Source organism: Kaistella sp., from assembly GCF_032060305.1.
In the GTDB taxonomy this organism is placed as follows: domain Bacteria; phylum Bacteroidota; class Bacteroidia; order Flavobacteriales; family Weeksellaceae; genus Kaistella; species Kaistella yananensis.
On record NZ_DAMBHK010000014.1, the window covers coordinates 1 to 25,337 of the forward strand.

Annotated in this window: 14 protein-coding genes and 1 pseudogene; 1 reads left to right on the top strand and 14 read right to left on the bottom strand. The window is 39.9% G+C overall.

The genetic code is table 11. From position 1 onward, the window contains the following. On the top strand, positions 1–1,605 hold a 1,605-nt coding region (locus V5N63_RS03290), incomplete at its 5' end, for a 3'-5' exonuclease (RefSeq protein WP_332032823.1). 49 nt (positions 1,606–1,654) lie between these two features. On the opposite strand, the gene V5N63_RS03295 is transcribed toward V5N63_RS03290, so the two are convergent. From V5N63_RS03295 to V5N63_RS03360, 14 genes and pseudogenes are all read right to left on the bottom strand, one after another. Then, entirely contained in the window at positions 1,655–3,583 is a 1,929-nt protein-coding gene (locus V5N63_RS03295; protein ID WP_332032824.1) for a DUF3857 domain-containing protein, read from the bottom strand. Next, a complete protein-coding gene (locus V5N63_RS03300; RefSeq protein ID WP_332032825.1) occupies positions 3,583–5,469 on the bottom strand; it encodes a DUF3857 domain-containing protein in 1,887 nt (628 codons plus the stop codon). Before V5N63_RS03300 ends, V5N63_RS03295 begins: the two co-directional genes overlap by 1 nt. 17 nt (positions 5,470–5,486) lie before the next feature. Then, complete coding sequence (locus V5N63_RS03305) at positions 5,487–5,996, bottom strand: ferritin (protein ID WP_088468080.1); 510 nt, start codon at positions 5,994–5,996, stop codon at positions 5,487–5,489. A gap of 102 nt (positions 5,997–6,098) precedes the next feature. Next, positions 6,099–6,512: a hypothetical protein gene (locus tag V5N63_RS03310; RefSeq protein WP_332032826.1), complete on the bottom strand. Its 414-nt coding sequence runs from the start codon at positions 6,510–6,512 to the stop codon at positions 6,099–6,101. Between the two features lie 66 nt (positions 6,513–6,578). Then, positions 6,579–7,583 carry a glycosyltransferase family protein gene (locus V5N63_RS03315; protein WP_332032827.1) on the bottom strand — a complete coding sequence of 335 codons (1,005 nt, stop codon included), beginning with the start codon at positions 7,581–7,583 and terminating at the stop codon, positions 6,579–6,581. Positions 7,584–7,714: 131 nt separating this feature from the next. Next, positions 7,715–8,233, bottom strand: a complete 519-nt coding sequence (locus V5N63_RS03320) for a hypothetical protein (protein ID WP_332032828.1) — start codon at positions 8,231–8,233, stop codon at positions 7,715–7,717. A gap of 117 nt (positions 8,234–8,350) precedes the next feature. After that, the gene (locus tag V5N63_RS03325; protein ID WP_332032829.1) at positions 8,351–9,295 is read right to left on the bottom strand and encodes a hypothetical protein; all 945 of its coding nucleotides are present in this window, start codon (positions 9,293–9,295) and stop codon (positions 8,351–8,353) included. A 250-nt stretch (positions 9,296–9,545) separates the two neighbouring features. Then, positions 9,546–12,203, bottom strand: coding sequence for a 4-alpha-glucanotransferase (locus tag V5N63_RS03330; RefSeq protein ID WP_332032830.1), 2,658 nt, complete (start codon positions 12,201–12,203; stop codon positions 9,546–9,548). 181 nt (positions 12,204–12,384) lie between these two features. Next, the gene (gene cysS, locus V5N63_RS03335) at positions 12,385–13,851 is read right to left on the bottom strand and encodes a cysteine--tRNA ligase (protein WP_332032831.1); all 1,467 of its coding nucleotides are present in this window, start codon (positions 13,849–13,851) and stop codon (positions 12,385–12,387) included. A gap of 37 nt (positions 13,852–13,888) precedes the next feature. Beyond that, positions 13,889–14,554 (bottom strand): GTP cyclohydrolase I FolE, encoded by a 666-nt coding sequence (gene folE / locus V5N63_RS03340; RefSeq protein WP_332032832.1) that lies wholly within the window; start codon positions 14,552–14,554, stop codon positions 13,889–13,891. Positions 14,555–14,705: 151 nt separating this feature from the next. Continuing rightward, a complete protein-coding gene (gene sov / locus V5N63_RS03345) occupies positions 14,706–21,731 on the bottom strand; it encodes a T9SS outer membrane translocon Sov/SprA (RefSeq protein WP_332032847.1) in 7,026 nt (2,341 codons plus the stop codon). Positions 21,732–21,785: 54 nt separating this feature from the next. Further along, positions 21,786–22,370, bottom strand: a complete 585-nt coding sequence (gene ruvA, locus V5N63_RS03350) for a Holliday junction branch migration protein RuvA (protein WP_332032833.1) — start codon at positions 22,368–22,370, stop codon at positions 21,786–21,788. Between the two features lie 205 nt (positions 22,371–22,575). After that, positions 22,576–24,867, bottom strand: coding sequence for an NADP-dependent malic enzyme (locus V5N63_RS03355; protein WP_332032834.1), 2,292 nt, complete (start codon positions 24,865–24,867; stop codon positions 22,576–22,578). A gap of 92 nt (positions 24,868–24,959) precedes the next feature. Then, a pseudogene (locus V5N63_RS03360) lies at positions 24,960–25,337 on the bottom strand (ATPase); the annotation flags it as partial.

Genomic DNA, 25,337 nt, shown 5'->3' on the forward strand with positions numbered 1-25,337 from the left:
TTAATTGAAAACACTACGAAGAAAGTTTTCTACGAAGAAGTTGCCGAAAAAATGCGGGAAGACATACAACGTTGCATTGATAAAGGCTTCAAACTTTCGGATATCACCATTCTTTGCCGCGGAAATTTCGATATTTTCAGTTTTTCGCAGCTTTTAGGAAACGCTAAAATCACCTATCAGGGAAAAGAAGATTACATAAAAACGATTTCAGAATCGGGCTTAACGCTTAATTTGTCATCAACTTTACTTGCGTTGACCGAATTTCTGAGATGGGAACAGAATCCCAAAAACTTTCAGTTTCCGGTGAAAATGCTTTATTATCTGAGCGTTTTAGGCCGAATTGAAGTTAAAGATTTCAGTGCCGAAATGATGGAAATGCTTACGCTGAAAAACAAAGCCGAAATGCAGGACTTCATCGCCAAAAAATATGATTTACAATTGAGCAGCAAAAACTTACTGCAGCTGAATCTTTATAATTTTGTCGAACATTTTCTGCAGGAATTTTCCGTACAGAATAAGGAGACCGATTTTCTTTTCAATTATCTGGAAATGCTTTACGCGTATTCGCAAAACGCCGCTTCTACACTGAAAGATTTTATCCGTTATTGGGAAGAAGAGGCAAATGCCACCACCATTCAGGCTTCCGAAAATCTGGATGCAGTAAAGCTTATGACGATTCACAAAGCAAAAGGCTTGGAGTTTCCCGTGGTTTTTCTTCCAATGAAAAACGAACATAAAGATGCAAAATTCAGCAATTGGCTTGATATTGACGCTGAAAACGGCCTTTCGTCGGTAAATATCAATCCGTTCGGAAGAGAACTTGAAGCTTATGATGAAAACATGGCAAAGTTTAATCAGGAAAATATTTATCAGAATAAAATCGACCGCTACTGCCTGCAATATGTGGCTACGACGCGGGCGGTTGAAGAATTGTTCTTTTATATCGAAAAGCCCAACAAGACAAGTAACAACCTTGAAATTTACGAATTTCTGGAGCCAAAAATCCCCAGGAATGAAAACGGTGAACCTCTTTCTTCTTTTGATTTATATAAAGTTGCTGACGAAAACCCACAAAGAAGGCAGAACGTTACAGGTAATGAAAACAGTACGAAACCCATTCTTTTTAAAAGCGGACAAAAAAGCAATCCTGACGCTATAAAAATTGCAACTCCCTCCAAGAATTACCAGAACAGGGTCGAAAAAGTGCGCACGGGGATTTTTACGCACGAAATTTTATCCAGAATTAATTCAGAACAAGACGTGGATCGCACCCTCGAATCCTATGTGTTGGAAGGAATTATTACCCTGGAAGAAAAAGAAGAGATTCATCACCGGATTTTAAACATCATTAAAAACGAGAACTATTCGAAGTACTTCACCGAAAATCAGGTTGTTATTAACGAAAAAGACATGATGATTTCTGCAAACGACGAGTCGAAGATTTACCGGCCAGACCGACTGATCGATACCGGGAACGGTTACATCATCATCGATTTTAAGACCGGCGCTGAGCAGGAAAAACATCTTGTGCAAATAAACGAATACAAATCTATACTCGAAAAACTCGGAAAAAAAGTTCTGGAAACCCAACTGATTTATGTATAAAAAAATCCTGTCTCAGAAACCGAGACAGGATTTTATTTACATCTAAAATTTACTTCTTTACCGCAGTTATCACCTGTGCTTCCTGTTTGGTGATATTATCGAAAATCTGCGTAAATGCTGGATAATATTCTTTCGGAAATACTGAATCGTCAACCTGAGTCGTGGTCTCAACTGTCAACTTATTTCCGTTTTGCGTAACCTGATACGTGTATTGGAGTGCATTATCCTCTGTACGAAATTTCTTCGATTTGGGCACATTTTCAAAAACATAGCCATCCGGGAGGGTAATCGTTACCTTTTTAATTCTGTCGTAAGCTGAGTAAAATTCAAGCGGTGCAATTCGCGGCTCTTTTTGGTCGAAGTTATGTGTCTGGGAATAAAGAAAAAGCAAAGGATTAAATACCATTTTCCCACCCAACACATCAACAAAAGTATCTGAACTGAAATCGAAACTGGTTTCAAAATCGTTATTTTCCTGAAGGCCGTGTTTTAAATTCGTAAAATTGAAACGGTAATCGTCTTTATAGGATTTTGCAAATTTTTCTTTGTCCTCCGTAAATCTTTGGTTGGCCACCATTGAATACAGTTTTGTGTCCCGGTCCGAAAATTTACCTTCGAAAGTGCCATCCGGTAAAAGTTTGGCATCAACTGTAAGCAAAGTTTTACTGGTTTCAGGGTAAAGGATATTAATTTGCTGTGCAGTTTTTTCACCCATAACAATTCCATAATAATTCAGGGCTTTAGGTGCTACCATATTAATTTCGCTCTGTTTTACAGTACCATCGGCAAGGTAAATTTTATCCTTATCTTTAAAAGATGCCAAAACATAGTTCAACTGAGCTATTGATGGGTTATAAGCAAGCAAAATTCCCTGATTTACAGTGGAAAGCACTACAGGATCCGCACTTATGCCTGCACTTTGGAAAAGCATGGTCAAAAGAAGGTTAATTTCTGCAGAATTTCCAACTTTAGTATTGATTAGGTTTTTGATTCCTTTGTCGCAGAATACTGCATCTTCTTGATTCCATGTATAATTTTTATGAACAAATTTCAGGATTGCACCTGCGCGATCCATTGTTACCGGGATCGATTTAATTTCCTGCGGAAGCAGATCTTTCACCAAGTTGGTTTTCTTGAGTTCTGCACCAAAATCATCGTTTGCGTAAAGTCTTTCCTGAATATCCTTCCAGGTGTTTGCATAAGACTTATATACGTTATTAAAAAGCGTAGAATTAAGTTCTGCCTTGATGGAAGTTTTGTAATTGTCGTTATTTAAAACATATTTCTCTTCTTTATAGGGTGCAACCTTCTCATAAGCAAATCTATACGTTTGATATTCATTACCATAAAGCGGTTTTTTCTCTACCAGCCTGTGTGTTGGGTTAAGACTTCCTTTGTAATTAATGGTATAACCTAGTGGGACAGGGGCATCCAGAACATATTCTACATATCGGATCGGGATTTCCTCCTCAATAATAATCCGGGGCATAGATCCCAAGAATGGAGTGATAATGGTGTAAGAATATTCAACAACAGACCCGTTTTTCACATTCGCAAAAGCAAATTTGGTAATATCGTAGTTTCGGTCTTCGGTGGATTTGTATTTTTCGTCCTTAGCGATTTTTGTGCTTACTGTTTTTCCATTTTCGTGGTTATAAGTATTTGCTTTGAGGTCGGCTAAAGTTTCGCGAGTACCTCGGCGGTCATCATAAATACTTACCTTGTGATCCAGATAATCTGAGGCATTGTCTTTATTATAAATTTTAATCCTGCTGAATACTTTTTGGTGCAGTGTTCCGTCGTAGTCAATCCGGAAATGTACGGACCGGTAAAGGATTTCTGCGGGCGCATCTGAAACTTGTGTAGATTTTTCGCTTTTCAGATCTTCATCTGAAAGTTTTGGATAAGTTAGGAATTTATGTTGTGCACCCAACAGTCCTGTTACTGAGAATGCAAAGCAAAGTAGAATTTTCTTCATTATTGTTTTGTTAGTAAGATTTTAGTATTGTCGCGGCTGGCTGTCTGTTTGCGGAACGCCAGGTATTCTTTGTATTTTTCTTTTGGATAGAGTCCTTTGTTGATCGTTAAAACTCTTTTTACAAGCAGTTTACCATCTTTCGTTGTGAAATCAATGGTGTAAGAGCCAAACTCAGTTGTAATTGAAGATGATTTTGGGATTTCAGCAAAAATATAGCCTGCCGGAATAATGTACTCAATTTCATAATCATCCTGGAAGGGAAATGAATTCTCGAAGGGAAGTTTCCTTTCATCATTTGAACTGAGCATTACCGCCTCATAAAACGGCATCACCGGAAAGAAAAGATCATTGCCAATTTTTTTTGAGAATCCGTTAGCTTTCAGGGAAAGGTCGTAACCGATTTTGCCTTCATCTCTGTCGTTTTTCAGGTTATTCACCTTCAGATCATCAATTTTTAAATTGTAATGACGATTTTTAAGAGCTTCCTGGATTTCATCGTTTTTTAAACCTAAAAGCCTCAGATTGCTGTCGTACTGTCCGCCGGAAAACTCAAACCTTGCATCCGAAGAAATCGCTCCATCATCTCCAAGTAAAATTTTGGCATTCAGTTTTTCCATGCTCTGTTCCGGTTTGTACACGGGCGTATCAACAATCTGAATTCCGTCTTCTTTTACTGCTAGGACATTGCGGTGATGAGAAGTAAAACTCAGGTGATTAAATGCATGCTGCTGCGAGGTATTTTCGAGCCAAATGGTTTCTTTCTCTGTTGGAACCATTAAAATGGCATGGTTACCCGACATTCTTGGAAAATCTTTATCGAAAGTAATGACAGAATAATCATCATAAATCACCGAAAAATAAGAATTAATTCCGGCTGCTGCAAGCAGCGTGCGCATATAATTGGTAAGTGCCTTGCAGTCGCCGTATCCTTTTTTGCTTACCTCTGCTGCCGGCATTGGCTGCCACCCTCCGATCCCCATTGCAATCAGAACATAACGGGTTTTGTTCTGCATATACTGATAAATGGTTTTTACTTTATCAGAAGTGGTTCCCGATAGATTTAAAGCCTGCAATTCAGCCTTGATTTGAGGTGTAATTTCTGATACCGGATTAATAAGCTGGGTGTAGTACCATTTCCCAAAGCTGTTCCAGTCGGTCATATTACCCTCTTTACCTTCAAGTGTAAACTTTTCCGGCGAAAACTCGACCTGGGGAACCAAATAACTGATACTCGGTGCCAGATCTTCGTGCTTAATGGCTGGGATATTCTCGTAAGAATATTTCATCACATTTCCTTCCGTGGAGTGTGTGAGTTTCGCCAGAGGCCGATCGGTAACCTTTGTACGTATATTGATTCCAGAAGTATTATGCACGGTGAATGTTGATTTTTCAACCGACATGTCGTACGAGGTAACCGGCCTGAAATAATTCAGATACACCGTATTGGAAGTTGTAGTTTCATAATACGATTTTACGGTATAAGGATATTGCGAAGACATGGGCCTTAAAATCAAAATCCTGTCATCTACATACAAAGCGGCGCTTGGATTATTGGTATAATCGTTGAAATCTTTTTTCGAATAGGTTTTGCTGAGTTTCCCTGCGGCATCATAAACCTCTACTTTAATACTCCCGACTTTAGTATTCGGATTATAAGGAATCACTACAGTGGAAAATTCATCTCCGGCACTGTTGAGAATTGTAACAGCATGGGTTTGTTTAATATGCAGCTCTTTAACCGATTTCAGCACATAATCTTCAGCACTCTCACGAACAACCGCATTAGCATTTTTTAGAAGATTTTCGGGAATTAGTGACGCATTATAATCCTGAGCAAGAAGGGTAACGTACAGCAGTGCACACCACAGTATGTAAAATTTTTTCATTAAAAATTATTTTGTGATTAATTCCCTGCATCCGGCACAAACACGCGCTGCTTAAGTTCCTGATCAAAAAGATACATCGCCGACGGATTATCGTACACCATTTTTATTTTGGTGACAAGCTGCGAGGCGTTTGCTTCTTCTTCTACCTGCTCATTTACAAACCACTGCAAAAAGGAAACGGTTGCAAAATCGCCTTCTTCATTCGCGTTTTTCAGAATATTGAAAATACTTTTGGTCACAATTTTTTCATGCTCCAGTGCTTTTTCGAAAATTTCTTTTGCATCGGTAAATTCATGCGGTGGTTTTGGAATTTCGCCCAACACAATTTCTGCACCTACATCAATCATATAATCGAACATTTTATCTGCATGCATGAGTTCTTCTTTACTCTGAACGCGGAAATAATTCGCAATGCCATCCAGATCCCGGGCAGAAAACCATGCCGACATGGATAAATAATATTGGGCAGCATACTGTTCCTTAGCAATTTGGTCGTTGATCAACGCGCCAATTTTTGTACTTATCATAATAATGTCTTTTTACCAAATATAGATAATAAAAGCGTATGGACATAAAAAAAGCGAAAAAAAATAAATTTTTCCGCTTCCCTTAAAAATTAAAATTATGAACTATTTTGTAGCAGACATTTTTTTCATTTGATGCTGCTGCATTTTCTGTCTTTTATTCTGCATGTTCTGCTGTTTTTTAGTTTCCCACTTTTGGTATTGCTCCGGAGTTAAAATTTTCCTCATTTCAGCATTCCATTGTTCCTGTCGGGCTTTCATAGCCTCCATTTTTGCTTTTCTTTGTTCCTGCATCTGTGAAGCATTTTGTTTTCTCTCGGCCATTTTCTTATCCTGCAGCGCTTTAATCTGAGCTACCTGCGCACTGGTAAGATTAAGTTCAGCCTGCATCATCTTCAGTTTTTCCTGTCTTTTCTGCTCCATTTCTGCTGGATCTTTTTTATTCATCATCGGCGTTTGCTGGGCCATTGCAAAAGTTGCTATCACTACGAAAGCTGCACTAAAAACAATTTTTTTCATTTCGATATTTTTTGTTTGTTATTTGATGGTTTGATAAATTAAAACTGATCAGGTTAAAGATTTTAATCATAATTTTTTGTTAAAGCTTTCATAACCATACTTTTCTATTATATTTCTTATGATATATTCAGTTTCGTCAGGAAAAGAAATCTCAATACGTTCAATGGAGGCTACCCAATTTTTTAATTTTTCCAGAAAGGTATTTTCTTTCCAAATAACGGGAACGCCGAGTTTCTCTAAAGCCAATGCATTGCACTGCTGCTCATATTGATGATGCATCGGCACTACAAGTAACTTTTTAGCGAGATGCAGTGCTTCAGCCGGACCTTCGAAACCGCCACCGGTTAAGAGTCCTGCACAGCTGGCTAATGATTCTTGAAACAAAGCATTATTTATTGGGAATACTTCCGCATTGTGTTTCCGGTAGTGCTGTTTTGAATGTTTTGAGAAAATCTGCCAGTTCGAACCTGGGAGTTCTTTCACTTTATCGAGAATAAATTCATCGGAATAGGCCGGAAGATAAACGGTGTAATGACCTAAATTCTGTGGTTTCAGATTACGTATTTCAGTTCTAATTACAGGAGTGTGGATAAAGTCATCGTACTTTTCAAAATGAAATCCAATATAATCAGTGGCTGGCGCATACTGATCCATGATTACTTTCCCCCAGTGAAAACCACGGATTTTCGGGGTTTTAGCTGATAAATACGCAGACTGATGGCTCATGCCCAAAGACGTTTTTCGGTGGAACTTACAACTCCAGGCACATACCGGCTCAAAATCGTTAATCACTAAATCGTATTCGCGTACCGGAAGATTTTTCACGTCTTTAAGAAACTGTCTTAAATTAAAACGCTTCCACGTTTCGCGGAAGTCGACTCCGCCTTTGTTCCCGAAAACAAATCCAAATCCATCAAATCTGTATTTTACTTCGGCATCAACATCAACTTCTGCCTGGGTTCCACTAATGAGTATATCTACTTCACCGTATTTTTTAAGATAAGGTATAATCTCGCGCGCACGGGTTACATGCCCGTTTCCTGTGCCCTGAATCGCATATAAAATCTTCATCTAACAAATTTACAAGTAAATGAAATCCACAATGTTGAATTATGGAAAGTTCACAAATATTTAAAACAAAAAAGAGCGCACATGTGTACGCTCTCCATTATCTATCTGATCAGTCTGACTTTAATTTGACATTACTTTGATTTTCCTTTTCCCTGAGAATTCCCTCTAACGTGAAGGTGCGAACCGTCATTAAGTTTCTTTTTTCTGTCGTATTCCTGCATTGATTTGGTATTTACCCCATTATTTGTAACCGATTTTCTCGATTTAATAGTGTTGTACTTCTTAACCTGCGTGCTTTTATAATTGTTTTTATTTCTGTTATAAACCGCTACAGGATTCTGACCTTTATAGTATTTGTTCTTGAATTTTTCATATTTCGCCGGTCCCATAATTCGTTCGATGGATCTGTAACGGTCGACTCTCCATTGGTCAGGGTTACTACCGTACGCGCGGTTCCATGAGTTATAATCCGAGTACTGATTATTTAATGCAAATAAGTCTGCTTTTTGCTGCGGACTTAGCAATAAATTTGCTGCGACAGTCTGCCAGTTTACATCGGTAATACTTCTTCTGTAATCATTATAATAATCTGACTGTGAATAACCCAGGGTAAATAAACCCAAGCTGAATATTGTGATAATCTTTTTCATTTTAAGAATTTTAATTTGTTGTGTCATAACTATCTCCATTACTGTGCCAAAATAAAAAAAGGAGAGCCGCTCCTTTCGAAACCGCTCTCCCATCACTACTAACACTAAAAACTAAAATTATAAAGAGGTAAATCTCTGACCGGGGATTCGGGCTGTATTTCCCGGAGTTGCTGTTCCCGGAGTCCGATTTCTCAGACTTCCGGAATTACTTTCTATCTTTCTCTGTGGGTCTGTGTTTCTTATTCCGGAGTTATTGTCTCTGAACCCACCGTTATTTCGAGGTGTTTCAGTCTGTGGCCGGATCTCATTATTTCTTGTTGTACCGTTGGAAATCCGTGGCGCAGTTCTCACCGGTGCCTCATTTCCGTTTCGGAAGCCGTTATTCTCTGTTCTTTTGTTTAAGTCTCCGTCATTTCTGAATCCTTCTTTCCTTTGCGCATTATTCCAGTTACCGTTTCCTGTTCGTGGGGAATTTTGGAAACCAATGTTCTGTCTCGGATTCGCCTGATGATATTTCACTTTGTTAATTCTATAACGATTTACGTTAATATTTCTGTACCGTGGGACTACATAAACATGCGTTACGTAATGCTGTCTTCTGTAGTTTTGCCAGTAATTCACGGGATTGTATCCGTTGTAATAATTATTCTGGTAGATGACATAAACTCTGGGACCTAAAATTCTTTCGAGTGCATAGAATCTGTCATAATACCATCGGTCGGGATTATATCGGTAATATGAATTCCAGGAAGCGAATGTCGGAAACTGGTCATTCAAATACATGATTTGACGAATTTGCCATGGCGACAGGCGATACTGAGAGAAAAACCTGCTCCAGTTTACATCATAAATGCTTCGCTGGTAGTCTCTGTAATAACTCTGGTAGAGATCGTTTCTGTAATAATCAGATGGATATTCGTAATAATAATCTTCCGGAAAATAAAATTCGTCATCGTAATCGTCGTAATAACCATTATTGTTGTTTGGATAATAATCCGGATAATTCTGTGCGGAAATCAATGTTGCAAAAAACATCGAAAGTCCAAAAAGTATTTTTTTCATTTTTTTTAAACTGTTTTTAAGCTGTTCACTACAACCTATTAGAAAAGCATGCCAACTTTTATGTTCAAAATCCTTTCAAACGCCTTTATACAGGGGTTTTACGGACTTTTCATATTCGTTTGATTAAAATAAAAAAAAGAAGTTAAAGCAAAAACTCCAACTTCTTTAATAAATATTATAAACTCCTGATTTTCAACAGATAAAAACTTTTTCTTTTTTGTCAAAAATTGTTATTTTTTTTAGAAAAAATTTACGCTCGATTAGCATCAGAAATCCAACCTGCGATTTTTCGGTTGAAACCTTCCTTATTCAAAAGGCTTTCTAAACTCAAGTGCATTCTGTACCGCCAATAATGTGGAAAGACAGCCGGATTATTAATTCTTTCCTCATCCATATTCGCATTAGTCAGCTCATGATCAGTCGCCAGAAATTCCTGAATCGGGAAAATCGCCAACATTGCATCATTATAAAGATGCTGTTTCATTATGATTTCGGCCAGCTGCGGCTCAAGATTCCACGGCGCAGTTCCCGGCTGACCCAACTGCTGGTTAAAATACTGTTGGGTTAAATTACGGTCTTCGTGCCACCACTGGCGAAGCGTAGAACTGTCGTGCGAACTCGCCGTTACCACATTAAGATAAGAAGCATCTTTAGGGTTATACCAAGGGATATTATCCGATGGCATTCGCTGTACTTTGAGGGCTGTAATTCCCAGTCTATCCATCACCTGAGGAACAGATTCCGGAACCAAACCTAAATCCTCACCACAAATCAGCATATCGGTGGCATTAAGAATTACGGGTAATTTTTCCATTGCTTTTTCATACCACAGCCCATCCTGTCTTTTGAAGAAATAATCAATATAAAGATCATAAACCGCCTGTTTTTCCCAATTTGGAAGATGACTAAATGACGAGGTTTTATCAATATTAAACCTCGGGTGATATACTGTTTCCCCGTAAGCATTTTCTTCAGGCAGGAAGAGCACGTTGGCACAGAGGGAAATCAGTTTTTCTTCTGCCCAAGGATGCGGATTAGTTTTAAAATATTCTGTGAGTTTTCTTTGGGTATCAAATTCTTCCTTGAAAGAATAAGTACCGTCGAAATGATTATTCATAAACTGGTTATGAATGTTATCTCTTTCATCACCAAATTCATCCCAAAGAATCTGATCATTGATGAAAGGCTTACAATACCTGTCGTAATAAAAAGGCAGATGCCTGGCATTGAACTCCTCCATCCTTACCGGAACTGCCGGATAAAAATATCCTAAAATCCCCTGGGTTGCGCTCATCGGCATACGCCAGATTCTGAAAAAACCAAGGATATGGTCAATTCTCATCGCATCAAAATACTGCTCCAGCGCTTTGAAACGGTTCTTCCACCAACGGTAACCGTCTGCTTTCATAGCTTCCCAGTTGTACGTCGGGAACTCCCAGTTCTGGCCCAGTTCGGTGAACTGATCTGGTGGTGCACCGGCCTGAAAATCCATTCCGAAAAGTTCCGGCTCGGTCCAGGCTTCCACAGAATATCTGTAGATTCCGATCGGTAAATCGCCTTTTACCGAAATACCGAGACTGTGAGTATAATCAATGGCATCTTTCAGCTGAAGATGCAACTGATACTGTACCCATGCGTGCAGCATCGACGACTCGAAATCCTTACTTTTTGGACTGAAAAACGGAGCTATTTTGCCTGCGATATATTTCTTATGCGTTTTCCAGAGGTTGAAATTTGGCGTTTTATATTTGTCGCGCTGTACACAGAAAGCAGCGTAAGGCAAGAGCCAGTCCTCATTATCTTTTATAAATTTTTTGAAACTTCTGTCTTTCAGGATTTCAGTCTGATGAAGATTAAAAACTGCCTTAACAAACTTCCACTTCCCTGAAATCATTTTTTCATAATCGATGAGGCTTAATGAATTTAACTCTGTTTTCTCTTTCTCATATTCCTCAACGAGTTCTTTCGGCAAAGCATATTCTAAATTCTCGACAGAAAGATACTGCGGGTGGAGTGCGTAAACAGAGATCGCTGCGTAAGGATAAGAATCTGTCCACGAATAGTTTGCTGTGGTATCGTTGATCGGCAAAATCTGCAAAAGGGAAAGATTCGTTTTTTTCGCCCAGTCGGCAAGATTTTTTAAATCTGGAAATTCGCCAACACCGAAACCGTTTTCTGTTCTCAGCGCAAACACCGGAACGGCAACGCCGGCTGCGTGGTACATCTCGAAAGATTTAAACCTGAAGAAATGATCGGCTTTAATCTGCAGAATATTTTTTTCCGGGTTTGGTATTGCCCATCTGTTATCTCCGTATTCCAGATCGAAAACCTCGCCGGAATGCCGGTCGCGAAGCCCGTATTTGTACTGAATCATCTCATCAGAAAGAATTGCAACCGCTGCTTCCCAAATTCCGAAATCGGTTTGAGCCATGTTTACGGATCCATTTTTATCCCAATTTCCGAGCGCGTCACAATTTCCAAGAATTACAAGCTGCCAGTTCTGATGATAAATTGGAGCTTCTAACCGGAACAAATGAGTATGTCTCTTTAAAACTGCATTTTTTTCGGGTTTGAAACCGCTGAATGTATTTTTAAGGATTTTGTTGTTAAGATAATTCTCCGGAAAATTCTTCAAATTCCACACATCATAAATTACAAATTCGTCGTAGTTATGAGGTAAATTTAAACGGTGTAACGAAAATTCTTCGTCCAGAACAGCCTGTGATTCATCTACAAGCGTATATTTATAGGTAATACTTTTCGAAAAATAATCAACCTCTGCAATCCAGTTTCCGTTATCGGTGTATCTTAAAGGATAAATTTTATCTTCGGTTCCTTCTTCCATCACCAAAACCTGAAGATTTTCTCCCATTTTGGTGCGGAAATTAATATTGAAATACAGTTTCATAACATGGAATAATTTGATGACGCAATTTATGAAATTTCAATAATTTTTAAGGTCAAAATCTTAAATATTTTTAAAGGCTTACATACTGAAAATCAAATCAATACAAACCTAAAGTTTCAAGAGACAAAAAAACCTTTCCGGCGCTGAGCCAAAAAGGTTTATAAACTGTATTTTTCTAGAATTAATTCAGAGAATACGTCGTTCCGTCTCTTCCGTCTTTCAGCTCAATACCTTCGGCCAACAAGCGGTCGCGGATCTGGTCCGAAAGTTCGAAATTTTTGGATTTTCTGGCCTGATTTCTAAGTTCAATTAAAACCTGAAGCGTTTGATCGAGTTTTTCATTGTTATTCTCGTCAACATTCTGAAGTCCCAAAACATCAAACACAAAGCCGTTCAACAGCTGTTGAAGTTCTTTTAAATCAGCTTCATTAATGGTTTCTTTCTCATCTTTAAGCTTAAATATAAAGTTCACCGCTTCGAATAGATATGAAATAAGAATCGGGGAGTTAAAATCATCCGTCAACGCTGCGTAGCATTTTTCTTTCCAGGCAGATATGTCGAAACTTGAAGAATCTGACATTTTAAACGCAAATCCTGAAACAATTTTCATGGCTTCCATCAATCGTTGAAAACCTTTTTCGCTCGCCACCATGGCTTCGTTGGATATATCGAGAACGCTGCGGTAATGCGCCTGTAAAAAATTGAAACGTACAATCGCCGGATGGAAAGGCTTTTCGAAAAAATCGTTTTTACCGGAAACAAGTTCCATCGGGAGGATATAATTTCCTGTAGATTTACTCATCCGCTGTCCGTTCATTGTAAGCATATTCGCGTGTAACCAATAATTTACGGGTTCAGTACCGTTGCAAGCTTTGCCTTGTGCCACTTCACATTCGTGGTGAGGAAATTTAAGATCCATGCCACCTCCGTGAATGTCGAATTTTTCACCTAAATACTTCGTCGACATGGCAGTACATTCCAGATGCCAGCCAGGAAAGCCTTCGCCCCAGGGAGAGTTCCAGCGCATGATATGTGCAGGTGAAGCAGCTTTCCAAAGTGCGAAATCCTGAGGATTTTTCTTTTCGTTCTGTCCATCGAGATCGCGGGTATTTGCAAAAAGTTCTTCAATATTTCGTCGTGAAAGTTCGCCGTAATTCAAGCCGCGGCTGTTATACTCCAAAACATCAAAATAAACAGAACCGTTGCTTTCGTACGCAAAACCTTTGTCCAGTAACTTCTGGGTCAGCTCAATCTGTTCCAGGATATGTCCTGTTGCTGTAGGCTCAATTGTTGGCGGAAGCAGATTGAAGGTATCTAAAACTTTATGAAAATCTACGGTATATTTCTGAACGATTTCCATGGGTTCCAGCTTTTCGAGACGCGACTGTTTCACAAAACGGTCGTTATCTACATCGCCGTCGTCGGTTAAATGTCCTGCATCGGTAATATTTCTTACATACCGAACTTTATAACCCAAATGAACAAGTGAGCGGTAAATAAAATCGAAAGACATAAAGGTACGCACATTTCCGAGGTGAACATTGCTGTAAACCGTAGGCCCGCAGACATACATCCCGACATTATTTTCGTGGATGGGTTTGAAGATTTCCTTTTCGCCGGAAAGCGAGTTGTATATTTTAAGTTCCATTTTAAGAATGTGGTTTAAAAGGTAATATTTGAATCTGTTAATCAAATTTTGCGTGGCTGCCTACATAATGCAGGAACTCCTGTCTTGTAATCGGATTGGTTCTGAAAATTCCGCTGAGTTCTGCTGTAATCGTAGAACTTGCAGTGTCTTTAATCCCGCGGCAATTCACACAAAGGTGTTTCGCGTCGATGATACAGGCTACATCCTTTGTTCCTAAAGCCATTTTCAGGGCATCTACAATCTGCATTGTGAGCCGTTCCTGAACCTGCGGACGCTTGGAGTAATAATCTACAATCCTGTTGATTTTTGACAGACCGATTACTTCGCCGTTCGAAATATAGGCAACATGCGCTTTCCCGATGATTGGCAGAAAATGATGTTCACAGAATGAATACACCGTAATGTCTTTCTCCACCAGCATCTGTCGGTACTTATACTTATTCGAAAAGGTAGAAATTCCTGGTTTGTTTTCCGGGAGCAGTCCACCGAAAATCTCATTCACGTACATTTTGGCCACCCTTTTCGGGGAATCCTTCAGTGAATCGTCGTTCATATCCATTCCTAAAGTTTCCATGATCTGATGAAAATGGTGCTGAATGATTTCTATTTTTTCCTGTGGGGATTTTTCGAAAGCATCTGGCCGCAACGGCGTGTGATCTTTGCCCGTAAACAGGTCGTCGTCGTTATCTATATCGTGATTCATAACTTTTAATGAAACCACAAAATTAGGGATTTAATTTTTGATTTTTGTAATTAGTTTAACACCAGGCGCCACACAGATTTTCAATTATAGCTGATGATTTAGATTTCCTTAAATAAAAAACTCAGAACCGTAATTCTGAGTTTTAATCTTTTTAGAAACCGCCACCGCTTCCGGCAAAGGTAAAGGTCGCCGTTAAACCGGCCCGTACCGTAGACAGCGGGAAGGCTGTAGAGATTTTGTATTTGGTCAACAACTGGTCATAGAAGAATCTGATGTTGAAATTCTGCGACATGTTGTAATCCGCCGAAAGTTTGATACTCATCATCCGTTGACCGCCTGTTACCTGCGAATCGTTCTGAAGGATATTGGTGATTCTGGTCTGGCTGTCTCTCAGGGAGAAATCTCCGCGGATGTTCAGGTCGCTTTTCAGGGTTCTTTCTTTTCCTTTAAAGTTCATCTTCATTTTAAGGTCTTTCAGGATATATCCAAACCCAAAAATATATTCGTTGCCCGCATCTTCGGTAAGCGTATGGTTCACAAGACCCAACATAAACATACGGTCGCGGTTATACTGCGCACGGAACTGCATGTTGTTTCTCATGGTAACATCGGCTCCGATCAGCGGTGCGAAAGCTTCCACATAACCGACTTGCGAGAACGTATACGGGTTGAACTCGTTTCCGAAAGCATCAGTCTGCGGTGCTGTGGGATTATTCTGAACATTATAATAATCCACACTCGACTGGATTCCTGAAGCCGTGTACGTAGAACTATAACCGTGAAGGATATCGAATTTCGAGAACTGGCTGTTTACGAAAGGAATATTCTTCAGTCCGGAATACGTTACACGCCAGTTCGGCAGCGGGAAGCCAGATTTTTTTGGATCCGTAAGTTCTCCGTTCACCGTTTTGCCTTCTACGGCAGCCTGGAATGCAGGAATCAAAATATAGGCATCACCCAAACCTTTTCCGCTGGCAAAATCAACCGGATTGTATACGCCTCCCGACTGCAAATAAATCTGTCTGGCGTTTTCGTACATGGTATCGTAAATACTTTTCCCGTCGGTAAATGCAGTTTTGAATGTCCACGCAGTTCTGGAATATGAAATCATATCGGTACCGAACGAGAACTGGAATCCGTTCGCTGGGTTAGAATCTGCATCAACGTTATAACCGCCCTGGATGAAATTGCTGTTATAATTCTTCAGGAAATTCACATCAATTCTGAAATCATTCACCGGCATAATCTGAACATTGGCAAGGAAATTTCGGTTCTTCAGCTGCGTGTATGGATCATTCATGTAAGGCGAATTCGAAAGCCAGCCGTTTTCAATCACTGTTCTGCGGATATCTGCCTGCGACCCAAGAAGGAAACCATAAGTCGGTCCACCCAAAGTCTGCCCGTAACCGTACCAGTTTGGTGCTGAAAGCAAGCCCGGAAGCACGGTTCCGTTGTTTTCGTTATAGGAAACATCAAGCTGCTTGATCGAAGTTAAAGCATAGGCAATGCTCTGAACCGGATTCAGTTTATTCTTGAATTTATAAGACTTAAAGTTTCTTTTCGCGTTTTTCTTTTGCCATGCCAAATTGTAAACATTGTTCAGGGAATCGATTTCCTGTTTGCGTTTCTGCATTTTGGTATTGATGTTCTGGAAATACTTGAACTTACCGAAGAATTTAGGAATATCAACGCTCGAAGTTGCTACAATATTATTGGTGTTCTGGCCAATACTTCCCAAACTTTCGGCAACATTGGTTTCTGGGTTCACAAATCCTGTCATCACGGTACTTCTCGCATTCCAGTTATAGGTAAATCCGTAACCAAGCTCCGCGTTAATAAAGTCGAGATAAGGCAAATACTCGAGCGGGAAACGGTAATTCAGCTGAACACGGTGGTTGTAAAGTACCGGTCTTCCTGCACGGAATGGGTCTGCGAAAATCGATTTGGTGTTCATATCATTTACACTCAAATTGTCATTCAGCGTACGCATGGCTGAATTGATTTCGAGTTTTAAAGATTTGGTGAAATTAAATCCTAAACCGTACTGCCAGCCGAAATAGAAGTTTCTGTTTCTGATGACATCAAAATCCTGACCTGTATTTCCGTTAAGAATCGCTTCAATATTTCGGAATTCAAGTTCGTTATAATTTCTGTCGATTTCTGTTCTGAAAGACAATCTTGTCGGAACCGGGTTGAAGTTGACTTCTTTAATAAACCTTAAATATTTATAAGATTTCGCCGTGTCGCTTACCAGTTTATTGAACGGCCTTAAAACCCAAGGTTTAAAGTTGTAGTTATAATCAACATAACCTCTTAAATACTGGCGATAATTTTTCTTCGTGTAAACATCTCGGTAATAGTCATCGTTGTACACCGTAGTTAACGAAAGGTTTTCCACATCGTAAAACTTAGGTTTTTTGTTCGGGTTCATTCTTTCCTTACGCATGTTTACCACACCGATGCTTCTCTGCTGGGTATAAGTTCTCGCTACTTTCTTCAGCTGATCTTTGTTTGGTGCCTCTTCGAAAGTTACATCATTATCCAACGGATTGTATTTCGGATCTTCGATGGTTTGGGTGTAAGAATAATTTACTGGAATCTTCATTCCCACTTTTTCAGGCAGGAATTTATCCACATTAACCGTGGTATTTACATTAAATGCTGAAAGCGTAGATTGCGCTCTCTCGGCTGGTTTTTGCGAAATTCCGCCAAAACCGATGGTTGAATAAGAAGCATTTGCATTTACCAAAGCAAAATCTCCAAGATTGAAGTTTACACTTGCATTTCCTGCATAACCGCCTTTGTTCTCGATTTCGGAAAGACGAATTTCGTTGACCCAAAGAACGACATCTTTCTTTACTGAAGTTTTATTACGAACACCCAACATAATATTGGTTACATTTCCTAAACTTGGGCGACCTTTCACAAAGATTCTTTTGTTGTTATCAATCGCATTAAACTCTAGATCTTCAGTTCGGGCATCAATAGGAATTGCAGAATTTTTATCTCTTCTTAATTTAGCATCAATAAAATTCTGAATTTCTAATCGAATTGTATTTTCATTAGGCCAAATCTCTAAAGGAGAAGTCGCATTTTTTGACGTATATTTTAAGGTTGTCTCGTATTCATAATAATTATCAGTCGCATCGCTACCAAAACGAATAAAGAAAGCTGCATTAGAATTGAGATCATTGTTAGTTGGTGCGCTGTCGTTTAAATCTTCCGCGTGTACGAAAAGTTCTAAATTTTTATAACGACGCATGTCTAAAGCTACATTTTTGAAAACAGCTTTTGAAGTATTTGCTGGTAAAGGCGCAGTTTTTAAATAAAGAGAAGCTTCATTTTGTCTTTGTGCACCTGCGTTTCCACTTAAAATTTGTCTGTCGATTCCTGGAGGAAGAACGTACGGAGGTTGGTTTAATCCATTTTCCTCTAAATTCACACTTCCAACATCTACAAACTGATTATCAACAGGATTTACACCTTCAGTATCTGTAGTATTGGTTGCAATATCTTTGGTGTATTTTCTCCAGTCGCTTCTTACCAAATCCAAAGTTCCGAAACGGAGTGTTGCAGTTTGGTCAAATCCTGTTAATAGCATTCTTGCAAAACGGACATTGTTGAGGATTGAAAGGTCTTTTACGCCGCCTTCATTGGCTCCCTGATCAAACTGAGAAACCGGTACTCGGAAAAGATACCATTTATTGGATCCGGTTTGCCCATTCTGGAATTTTACTTCCACCTCCTTTTCATCCACGATAAATTTCTGTCCTACAGCAAGGCTGGATTTGTCGAGGTTAATGGTGTATTGAGTATAATTTTCGTTCTGATCTAAATTGTAATCGCGGTTTACATCTTCTGCATCAGGAGTCTGTGTTGCCACTTCCAAGGTGTTGCTCTGGGAGTTTCCTTCCGGATTACGGAAATATTTATAACGTTCCGTAAGCGAAGAAGCCTGCGTTCCCTGAAATTTATCGGAAAGGTAAAACACAAAATCATCGGAAGCCGGATCTGGCGTATTGGTTACCGGATTGATGAAATTGGTGCCGAACTTTGCAGCTTCACCAAAAGCGTCCAAACCGTCATATCCTAAATCCTGCGCTGTTCTTTCTTCATTTTCAGTGGAAAAAGCATAAAGGATCGGGAATTGGTTTGGTTGGCTACCCCAGTTTGTTGTCGTTGTATTTGCCGGAACATTGGGAGTTGGCAAGCCGTTTTCGTACTGCAGTTTTCCGTCTTTCAACACATCTTCTGACACGTTTCCTAACTGAAGCAAAAGTTTAGGATTTGCACCCAGATTGTTTCCGTCCGCATAAGGATCCATCATCCAGAATTCAACGTATTCAATGTTTGAGTTGATAAAATTGGATACCGAAATCGGACGCATCAATCCCGCCCATCGTTCTTGGGTGCTTTCGCTGTTCGGGTTTAAGTTATAAGGTCCTCTCTCGGTCGGGAAATAAGTAATATCGAACGTGTTGGTATAAAGCTGCTCGCCCGCAACGAAATCCCGCGAATTGTATAATTCCTGAGTCTGAACCCTTCTTGAAGCATGATTTGAAACCGCCTGAGCATTGATTCCGTTGGGTGCTTTGCCACCAATTCCGTAAAATCTTGGGTCGATGTTGTACCAAGTCATTAAACCTCTTCCGTTGCCATGTGCCAGGTTATCATTTAAAGTTGAATTCGAGAAATAAGGCTCCGGATTTTTCTCAGGCTTAGAAGCCAAACTCCACATGGCAGGTTCCTTTAAAGAGATCTTGGATGTTGTCTGTTCGAAATCATCGATGTAAGACTGGTCACCAATGCCTTTGTTCTGCCCCGGAATCAGGTAAGCGCCTTCCGCCAAAAAACTGAAGTTTGACGGAGCTTCGGTATTTACAAACGGTATTTTATCGGTAAGCCGAGTAAGGAAAGGCAGCTCATTATTATATAAAACATTGAAACCTGCCATGGTATTGTTCACAGCTTCCTGACCGAAGTTTACCTTTTGTGTTAATGGAGTTTCGGAGTAATTTACCACGGTTCCGCCGATCGTTAAATGTTCATTAAACTTTCGCTCCAAATTAAGGCCTAAAAATCTTTTCCTCTGGGTATTAAAAGTCAGTTGGTTTTCCAGGGAAATATTAATCGCCTGGCCAGACTGTTTCACGGTTTCATTAATTATATTCACCGTTCCGAGCATATAATCTACCGTATAATCAATCCCTTCCTGAAGCTGTACGCCGTTTGCCGTAACTTTCACCGATCCCTGCGGCACATTAATTGCGCCTAAAGAAATCCCGGTACCCTGCGAACCTTTATAACGACCTTCGAGCGTATATCCTAAAGCCAGGCGGTTTTCGGATGCAACATTTTTGAACTGGTTATAAAGTTCGTTGAAGACAAATTTCGGGTCACTGCTTCCTAAGACACTCTGTAAATGCGCACCGAAAGGTTTCGCCTTCGTAAAAATAATTTTTCCGTTTTCCGGATCTACGGTAATTCCCGGAACAAAATCGAAAATTCCGTCTCCGGTTGTTGTTCCGTTCTCCTGAAGGTCATTGTTCATATTGAGACGGTCCCAGTTGAAGAGCTTCAGGAGATTGGTATCCTGCACCGGAGTATTGGGCAGGTAATTTACTTTTCCGTTTTGTGGATCCCTCAAATAAACATTCAGTAAAAATCCGTCCTGACTGATGTCGTTTGAATTTAACGCGTAGATATTCTTCATCATCAAATCCCACATCGGTGTCGTGGTAGTGGTTTTGGTATTTGATTTCAGAAGCTTGGTTATGAGAACGGGACTTTCTTCTGAAAATTCCCCGACTTTATACACTTTATTGTCTCCGTTGAGCGTATAGGTATAGGCAACCGTTAAAAGCTGATTATCATTAAGCCTTTGATTAAGCGATAAATAGCCTAACTGCGGGTGATATCTGAATTCGTTCTGGTTGAGCTTTCTGGCTTTTCTGTTGAAGATAAACTGCTCCCCATCGGTATAAGTCTCCGGAGAGCCGTTGGCGTTAGGAAAAGACTGTCCGTTGATGGCATTGTAAGCAGTATTTACATCACGGATTCCGGCCCCGAGACTTACGATTCCCTGATAAAGATTATTCTGCGAGTTGTCGGGATAACCCGAAACCCCTTCACCCAAATCACGGATCCCCAAAATTCCCTTCTGATCCTGAAGATTACCCGATCCCTGATCCAAAACCCAGGCTTCAATCCTTGTAATACTGATTCTGGAATTGATCTGAGGATAATTAAGCAATGCATTATCGTAAGAATTAAGGAAATAATGCCCAAGATAGTAATGCTGATTGTCTTCATAATCGATTGCGTTGAGTTTGAACGTATTCATTACACCACCGCCCTGCGCGATAATGTTACGTGCTTCTCCCTGTTGTTGTGAGAATACAAGGGTTCCAGTGGTTTTACCCAACTGAAATTCAGTCTTTAAACCAAACAGTGATTCGGAACCACGAATCAGGCTTGTAGAAAGCGGCATATTGACATTACCGAATTCTACTCTTTTAATAATTTTATCTTCCCCGCCGGTTGTTTTATCATTTAAACCTTTGCTTTGCAGATCCTTCCAGGTTCCTTTTGCCTGCCACACCAAATTCATCCGGTTTTCGAAAGCGAACCCACTTTGAGTGTCGTAATTAGCCTTAAGCTGCAGATTTTCACCTACTTTACCTAATAATCCCAACTGAATCCGTTGCTGAATATCAATCGCAAAATTGGTTCTGTTCTGAGGTAAGATTAAAGGATTGTCAATTTTCTGGTAAAGCCCACCAATATCGAAAGACGCGAAACCCTGTGGAATAATTTCGATTTTATTACCGCCGAAAATGGATTCGAAGAGTCTGTTCTTGATATTCAGACTCGGAAGGAGTCCCTTTTTCTCTGCATCGGTTTGGTCTTTTCGGTACCCAAGATTGTTAACCGACGACTTTTCTTTGTAATAGTCACTCAGCTGATTACTGAGCATGTACTGGTAATACTCCGCCGAAGTCATTGAAACGGGATTACCAACCACCATATTCCCGATTTTGGGATAGAGAAAATACATGCCGCTGGGAACATCATAAAATGCTTCGTAACGAATAGGGTTTGGTAATGAAAAATCCTGTCTTACTGAACTGCTGTCCGATGGTTTAACCTGTGCGAAAGTGTTCGCAAAAGAGACCATCAGAAATAATAACAGAAAAAACTTATGCTGAAAAAAATTATTCTTCTCCAAATGTTAAATGTTTTTTAAGATTTGCTTTACAAGATCCTCGACTGACAGATCCGGATTTTGCTTCAGGAAACGGTCGGCAATCTTCTCGCTCATTTTTTTGGAAATACCCAAAACCTCTACTGCAGATAACGCTTCTTCTTTTACTTTATTATTTACAAATGTAGAAATATTTTCCTCAGAAACCCTGAATTTTTGGACTTTATCACGCAAATCCACAATGATTCTCTCGGCAGTCTTCGTACCGATTCCCTTTACTTTTTGAAGCAGCAAACTGTTATTATTCATAATCGCGGCAGCGATTTCTTCCAGGCTTAGTGAAGACAGCATGATGATGGCAGAAACCGGCCCTACTCCGTTAACAGAAATTAACAGGTTGAATAAATCTTTTTCTAAAATACTGTTAAATCCGAAGAGCAAATGGGCATCTTCACGGATAATCTGCTGTATATGCAGAAATATAGGCTGTCCTAAAACCAGTTTTTCGGAAGTCTGCAGACTGATCCCGACAAAATAACCAACACCATTTACATCGATAACGACTGAGGTAGGATTATGTTCCTGTACAATACCCTTGAGCGTATAAATCATTATTTATGTTTTGAAGAAGCCAAATATAAGATTTTTAAAATTTTAAACCCTATTGATTTCAGCTTTCCAACAAAAGACATATTTTTTTGCCGGTTTTTATTAAATGAAGAGTAAAACCATGGATGTTTTACAATAATGAAATAAAAAAAAACCGCGGAAAGTCTAGATTTTCCGCAGTTTTTCAATACACTTATGTAATCCTTTATTACTTTTTCATTTCCTCTCTTTTCTGAGCATCCAGAACGGCGATTGTCGCAAGGTTTACAATTTCATCTACGCTTGCACGCATTTGAAGAACGTGAACCGGCTGTTTCAGACCCATTAAAATTGGGCCAACAACCTGCGCTACTTTCATCCCGCGGATGATTTTGTAAGAAAGGTTCGCACTTTCCAGATTCGGGAAGACAAAAACGTTCGCCGGTGTAGTTCCCAGTTTGGAGAAGGGATAATCAGAAAGATGGTCTGAATTCATCGCGAAATCCGGCTGTATTTCACCATCTACAATCATTTTCGGATATTTCTCGTGAAGTATAGCTACCGCCTCAGCTACTTTTTTCGAAGTTTCAGAAATTCCGGCGAAATTTTCAAACGATAGCATGGCAATTCGCGGCTCGATAGCGAAAGATTTCACGACGATTTCAGACATTCTTGCGATGCCTACTAGGTCCTGAGCAGTCGGGTTCTGAACAACTGAAGTATCCGCAAAGAAAATCGGTTTCTTCTCGGTAAGAATCATCATCATTGATGAAACTTTATCCACACCTTTTTCTTTCTCAATGATCTCAAGCACAGGCCTTAAGGTGGAAGAATAATTTTTTGAAAAACCAACGATCAGTGCATCCGTATCACCATTTCTCAACATCAGTGGACCGAAATAATCACGCTGGCGAACAAATCTTTTTGCTTTATATTCGTTCATGCCCTTGCGCTGACGAAGCTTCCAAAGATCTTCTCTGTATTTTTTACGGTTTTCTTCCTGATCATCGTCTGCAGGATCCACAATCGGAACATCGATTTCGATCCCCAATTTCTTCATCTGCTCTTTGATGTATTTTTTCTCACCTAAAAGTATCGGTTGTGCAATACCTTCTTCGTAAAGAATTTGTGCAGCTTTCAATACATTGTATTCTTCTGCATTTCCGAGGGTAACTCTTTTCGGGTTCGATCGCGCGCGGTTCTGCATCATTCGGATGAGTTTTTCGTCGCGGCCCATTCTGTCGAGAAGACTGTTTTCGTAATCTTCGAAATTTTCAATCGGCTTACCGGCGATCCCACTATCCATCGCAGCTTTGGCTACTGCCATCGATACTTTGGTAATCAGTCGGTTATCGAAGGGTTTAGGAATAAAATATTCTCTTCCGAAACTTAAATTTTTTAAGTTATAAGCCAAAATAACCGCTTCCGGAACTGGCTCTTTTGCTAAGTTTGCAATTGCATGAACTGCCGCAAGCTTCATCTCTTCATTAATTCCACGCGCCTGCACATCGAGCGCGCCACGGAAGATGTAAGGAAAACCAAGAACATTGTTTACCTGGTTAGGATAATCGCTTCGGCCGGTGGCCATGATGGTATCTTTTCTGGTTTCCATTGCCAGGTCGTACTCGATCTCGGGATTTGGATTTGCCAAGCCAAAAACGATAGGATTTTCTGCCATTGAAAGCAGCATTTCCGGTGTCATTACATTGCCTTTTGAGAGTCCAACAAACACATCAGCTCCCTTCAAAGCATCCGAAAGCGTTTCCAGATCAGTTTGTGCGACAAAATCGATCTTTTCGGGAGTTAGGTTTTCTCTTTTATGATTGATGACTCCTTTGGAATCGCACATCAGGATATTTTCTTTTTTAAGACCTAATTCCACATAAAGTTTTGTGCAGGCAATTGCCGCAGCTCCGGCGCCATTAACCACCATTTTCACGTCATCGATTTTCTTTCCTGCAATTTCGAGGGCATTAATTAAAGCAGCTGCAGAAATAATTGCAGTACCGTGCTGATCATCATGCATCAGCGGAATATTGAGTTCTTCTTTCAGACGCTGTTCGATGTAAAATGCTTCGGGTGCTTTAATATCTTCAAGGTTGATTCCACCGAAAGTAGGAGCGATTCCTTTGACAATCTCAATGAATTTGTCGGGATCTTTTTCATCGATTTCAATATCAAAAACATTGATATCGGCGAAAATTTTAAACAAGAGGCCTTTACCTTCCATCACCGGTTTTGAAGCTTCGGCACCAATGTCGCCCAATCCTAAAACGGCAGTTCCGTTAGAAATTACGGCCACTAAATTCCCTTTTCCTGTATAATCGTAAACTGTTTTGGGATCCTTTTCAATTTCCAGACATGGGATGGCGACACCCGGGGAATAAGCTAAGGAGAGGTCGCGCTGCGAAGAGTGCGGTTTTGAAGGAATGACTTCGATCTTTCCTTTCGGTTCGGTCTTATGATAATCGAGGGCTGCCTGGTTAAAGTTTTTCTCGTCTCTGTTTGTTTTGCTTGACATAATTTTTGGTTTTTCAATATCAGAAACCGGGTTCCCAGATTCTGAATAAGATTTCTGAATAAAATCTCTGCATTAATAATTTTTTCCGGCAGTTAGTTTAACTCCAGAATGTACTTTTTGTGGTAATCCACTAAACTTTCGATTGGTTTCTGCACCACTTTCCCCACGGTTAAGTTAAGTTCCGCGGCTGCGGCTCTTAAGATATCTTCATAAATAAAAGCGATGTAGCCAATAAAATTGATTTCAACTTTCCCTGCTTCGGGATAAGGAAGCACCTGATAATCGAGGAAATTCTTCATCTCATCAAAAACCATATTCTGAAAATAAGGGTGCTTTTTGCGTTCTGCAACAAACTTGTTGAATTCGCCCAAATATGCGTTCGCACGCGGGTTATGGTACATTCTTTTAATCGCTTCTTCGATGGTAAGATGATAGGTGCTGATGAAATCGTTTTCTAGATCTTTCGGCAG